Origin of the sequence: Caballeronia sp. (genome assembly GCF_049581465.1) — a bacterium.
Lineage (GTDB): Bacteria > Pseudomonadota > Gammaproteobacteria > Burkholderiales > Burkholderiaceae > Caballeronia.
Window position 1 is genome coordinate 1 of record NZ_JBAUSA010000340.1, and the last position, 4953, is coordinate 4953.

Genomic DNA, 4953 nt, shown 5'->3' on the forward strand with positions numbered 1-4953 from the left:
CCACCGGTGTCCACACGCCCCGCAGCGCCGGCACCTTTGGCGACGGGCTTTGATCCCGCAACGGGCCTTTCCACCGACGTAGCCAGCGGGCGCGCAATCGATCCTGTCACGGGGCGCGCGTTCGAGCCGGCTACGGGTCACACGATCGATCCAGTCACCGGACGCACGATCGATCCCGTGACCGGCCATAAACTTGATCCTGTCACGGGGCGCGCAATCGACCCTGTGACGGGACGCGCCATTGATCCGGTCACGGGCGCGCGTGCAGAACCGGGGTTCGCGGCTGACCCGATTCGTCGCGATCCAATCTGAACCGGACGGCGCTCATAGAAGAATCGAGCGCCGGCTTTCGTTTTATGTCGTGCTATGGCCGGTTTGTGAACCGGCCATCTATATTTATGGATGATGCATCGCGCGCTGTATCAGGACATTGTCCTCGCCGCCTGCGTTGCGCCTTCCGCCCCCTTTCCGTTCACTTGCCTCCCGGCCGCTGCCATGCACGACAAGATCCTGATTCTCGATTTCGGTTCCCAAGTCACCCAGCTCATCGCGCGACGCATTCGCGAATCGCATGTGTATTCGGAGATCCATCCGTACGACGTCGACGACGCCTTCATCCGCACATTCGCGCCGAAGGGCATCATTTTGTCGGGCGGCCCGAACTCGGTCACCGAACGCGGCTCGCCGCGCGTGCCGCAGATCGTGTTCGATCTCGGCGTGCCGGTGCTGGGCATTTGCTACGGCATGCAGGTGATGGCCGCGCAGCTTGGCGGCAAGGTGGCGCTCGGTCACGTTCGCGAGTTCGGCTATGCCGAAGTGCGTGCGACTAACCACACTAGCTTTCTGGAAGGCATCGAAGATTTCCATACGCCGCAAGGCGACCCGATCCTCAAAGTGTGGATGAGCCACGGCGACAAAGTGACCGACATGCCGGCAGGATTCAAGGTGATGGCATCGACGCCCGCCTGCCCGATCGCTGCAATCGCCGACGACGAGCGCCATTTCTACGGCGTGCAGTGGCATCCCGAAGTCACGCACACGGTGCAGGGCCGCGCGATGCTCGACCGCTTCGTGCTCGAGTTGTGCAAGGCGCGGCCGGATTGGGAGATGGGGCATTACGTCGACGAAGCGGTCGAGAAGATCCGGGCGAAGGTCGGCAGCGAACACGTCATTCTCGGTTTGTCGGGCGGCGTGGATTCGTCGGTGGCTGCGGCGTTGTTGCATCGTGCGATTGGTGCGCAACTGACGTGCGTGTTCGTCGATCACGGGTTGCTGCGGCTCAACGAAGCCGAGCAGGTGATGACCACGTTTGCGGATCACCTCGGTGTGAAAGTGATTCACGTCGATGCCAGCAAGGTGTTCTTGGCGAAGCTTGCCGGTGTGACGGATCCCGAGGCGAAGCGCAAGATTATCGGCGCGGAGTTTGTCGAGGTGTTCCAGACCGAAGCCAACAAGCTGAAGGATGCGAAGTGGCTCGCGCAAGGGACCATTTATCCGGACGTGATCGAGTCCGCGGGCAAGGGCAAGAAGGGCCACACGATCAAGAGTCATCACAACGTGGGCGGCTTGCCTGAGACGCTGAATTTGAAGCTTCTCGAGCCGCTGCGAGAGTTGTTCAAGGATGAAGTGCGCGAGCTCGGCGTGAAGCTGGGCCTGCCGCCCGGGATGGTCTATCGGCATCCATTTCCCGGCCCTGGACTGGGTGTGCGGATTCTCGGCGAGGTCAAGCGCGAGTTCGCCGAACTGCTACGCCACGCGGATGCGATTTTTATCGAGACGCTGCGCAATACCATCGATAAGGAATCGGGCAAGTCCTGGTACGACCTGACTAGCCAGGCTTTCGCGGTGTTCCTGCCGGTCAAGAGCGTGGGTGTCATGGGCGACGGGCGGACTTATGAGTATGTCGTGGCGCTGCGGGCCGTGCAGACGCTGGATTTCATGACCGCGCATTGGGCACACTTGCCGCATGAGTTGTTAGGGCATGTTTCTAACCGGATTATTAATGAGGTTCGCGGGATTAATCGCGTTGTTTATGATATTTCGGGGAAGCCGCCGGCGACGATTGAGTGGGAGTGATCAGACGTCTGGCATTCGCTCGCATTCAATAGCAGAAAACCAACCTAAGCCCGTGTTGTAGCGGGCTTTTTTGCGTTGTGCGTCTGGCAACGTCGGGCGAGTTGCAGCACTACTTTCGAAGGCTTGCCAACGTCATGAGGACGACGGTTGAATCGATGACCGCTACTCGATTTTCAACAACTCCTCACCGTACCGCTTCGAAAATATCCCGCAGCCATTGTGCGAACACCCGAACGCGGGAAGACAACTGCCGGTTCTGCGGATACAAAATCGAAGCCGGCATGGGCGGTGGCGGAAAAGCATCGAGCACGACCCTGAGCTTTTCCGTCGACAGCTCCCCCATCACCCGATACCGCGGCACCTGAGCTATTCCCAATCCCGCCACCGCCGACCCCGTGTACAAATCCGCGCCGGTAACCGCCACCACCGCGCTGAGCTGGATCTCGACTACGCGGCCATCGACGGTAAATTCCATCGGCAAGATCCGCCCCGATCCGCTCGACAAATAATTCACCGCCCTATGCGCGCCCAGCGCCTCAAGTGTTTCCGGTTCTCCAAACTGCTCCAGATACGCTGGACTCGCCACCGTGACCTGCTCCAATAGCGCGACGCGTCGTCCGATCATCGACGAATCCTGAAGCGTCCCCGCCCGCAGCACGCAGTCGATGCCCTCGCGCACCAAATCCACCAACCGGTCGTCCTCGCCGATCTGCAATTCGATATCCGGATACTGCGCGATGAACTCAGGTAGCGCCGGCACGACGAAATGCCGGGCAAGCGTCCCCTGCATATTCACGCGCAGCAGACCCTTCGGCGCGACGTTGCGGAACGAACCCTCCGCTTCCTCCATGTCCGCGATCAATCGCACGCAACGCCGGTAGAACGCCTCGCCGTCGTGCGTGAGTCGCACTGTGCGCGTGGTGCGCTCGAGTAGTCGCGTCCCCAGTCGTTCCTCCATACGCTTGAGCAGGTTGGTTACGGTTGCCCGCGGTATCTGCAGGTCGTCGGCGGCTTGCGTGAAGCTGCTGCGCTCGGCGATACGAATAAACACCTGCATTTCCTGAAACCGGTCCATGGCGACTCGCGAGTTTCGATTGTTAAAGTGAATGGAATGATATTAGCAAATCCAGAGTAATTATCAATCGATGTGAATGATCGATACTTCATTCCACGCACTCACCACCCCCAACGGAGCGAATCATGAGCACAGTCAAGAACAGCCAGGTAGCCATTGTCACGGGCGCATCGCGCGGTATTGGCGCAGCCGTGGCGCGGCGTCTCGCCAACGACGGTTTTGCAGTCGCCATCAACTACGCATCAAGCTCGAAAGAAGCTGATGCGCTCGTCGCGGAACTCGCCGCGCAGGGCGCGAAAGCCATAGCGATCAAGGCCGACGTATCGAAGGCCGACGAAGTACGCGCCATGTTCGACGCGATCGAACAGCAACTCGGCAAGATCGACGTGCTGGTGAACAACGCAGGTGTACTGAAGACAGTGCCGCTGGCCGACACCTCCGACGCGCTTTACAACCAGACCTTCGACATCAACGTGCGCGGCACCTTCAACACCCTGCGCGAAGCGGCAGCGCGGATGAACGACGGCGGCAGGATCGTGAATTTCTCGAGCACGACGCTTGCCCTGAATATGCCCGGCTACGCCGTCTACAACGCGACGAAGGCGGCGGTCGAAGCGTTCACCCATGTGTTCGCGAAGGAACTGCGCGGCCGCAACATCACGGTGAACGCGGTTGCTCCGGGTCCGATCGCGACCTCGCTTTTCCTCGATGGCAAGACCGAGGAACAGATCCAGGCCTTCGCCAAGATGCCGCCGCTGCAACGCCTTGGCCAACCCGAAGACATCGCGTCGGCCGTGTCGTTCCTCGCCGGTCCGGATGCGGGCTGGGTCAATGGCCAGATCCTGCGCGCCAATGGCGGTATCGCTTAAGCAGGCAGCCCCGCACGCCTATCTCAACGTTTCGGAGAACTACCATGAAATCAGTCATTTTGGTAACGGGTGCGGGCACGGGTATCGGCACGTTGAGCGCGTGTGCGCTGGCCGGAGCCGGGCACATTGTGTACGCGACCATGCGCGATGTGGAAGGCCGCAATCGCGGACGTGCCGACGAATTGCGGGCTGTGTCGCGGAGCAGGGGCATCGCGTTGATTCCGCTGGAACTCGACGTTCTCTCGCAGGATTGCGCCGATGCCGCCGCCGCGACCATCGTCCGCGAGCGCATTGGCATGGGCGATCTGCTTGAAGCGAAGGTGACGAAGTGATGAACGCCGGGCGTATCGTTCGCGGCGCCTGGCTTAGCCTTCTCGTGCTGAGCGCCGCGTGCGGCCAGCAGGAGGCGTCACAACAGGAGGACAACACCATGAAAGCATCGACGACGTATTTGTATCTGCTCAGGAAGACGCCGTTTTTTGACCGCCTGAACACGGCGCAGTTGCGCTGGACGATTGATCATTCACGCGAGTGGGAGGCGCAGGCGGGAACGGTGGTGGCGAATTGTTCATCGGCGGATAAGGGCGATGATTTCTGGATCTTGCTCGATGGCCGCTGGCAGGTGGAACACGACGGTCACACGTACCCTGCCGGTCATGCCGATGCAGGCAAGTGGTTCAGCGCTTCGGAGACCTCAGGAAGTTGCCAGTTGGTGACCACGGGACACAGCTACGTGATGAAGATTACGCGCGCCGACATGAACGACATGCTGGGCCGAGGTTTCGCTTTTGAGTCGCACTTGCAGCAGGGCCATGCTTATTACCGGACGATGTTCGCGGTTGCTTCGGCGAGTCATTGAATGCTATCCACCCACAACGGATCCACCAATCCCCACCGGCGCTTGCCATTTCAGAATCGCGCATATCCATAGCT

5 protein-coding genes and 1 pseudogene are annotated in these 4953 nt (G+C 60.3%); 5 read left to right on the forward strand and 1 reads right to left on the reverse strand.

Going from position 1 to position 4953, the window contains the following annotated elements:
• Positions 1-312 (forward strand): annotated as a pseudogene (locus tag WCA53_RS08545) (hypothetical protein); the annotation flags it as partial.
• A 183-nt stretch (positions 313-495) separates the two neighbouring features.
• A complete protein-coding gene (gene guaA / locus WCA53_RS08550; protein ID WP_423907970.1) occupies positions 496-2076 on the forward strand; it encodes a glutamine-hydrolyzing GMP synthase in 1581 nt (526 codons plus the stop codon).
• 184 nt (positions 2077-2260) lie between these two features.
• Here the strand turns inward: guaA and WCA53_RS08555 are convergent, their stop codons facing one another.
• Positions 2261-3151: a LysR family transcriptional regulator gene (locus WCA53_RS08555; RefSeq protein ID WP_423907972.1), complete on the reverse strand. Its 891-nt coding sequence runs from the start codon at positions 3149-3151 to the stop codon at positions 2261-2263.
• A 125-nt stretch (positions 3152-3276) separates the two neighbouring features.
• On the opposite strand from WCA53_RS08555, the gene WCA53_RS08560 reads away from it, so the two are divergent.
• Genes WCA53_RS08560 through WCA53_RS08570 form a run of 3 tightly spaced genes read left to right on the forward strand, consistent with a single transcriptional unit; the run spans position 3277 to position 4879 of the window.
• A complete protein-coding gene (locus WCA53_RS08560) occupies positions 3277-4020 on the forward strand; it encodes an SDR family oxidoreductase (RefSeq protein WP_423907974.1) in 744 nt (247 codons plus the stop codon).
• Between the two features lie 44 nt (positions 4021-4064).
• A complete protein-coding gene (locus WCA53_RS08565) occupies positions 4065-4352 on the forward strand; it encodes a hypothetical protein (RefSeq protein WP_423907976.1) in 288 nt (95 codons plus the stop codon).
• A complete protein-coding gene (locus tag WCA53_RS08570; RefSeq protein ID WP_423907978.1) occupies positions 4352-4879 on the forward strand; it encodes a hypothetical protein in 528 nt (175 codons plus the stop codon). The genes WCA53_RS08565 and WCA53_RS08570 overlap by 1 nt, the downstream gene beginning before the upstream one ends.
• Positions 4880-4953: the final 74 nt, after the last annotated feature.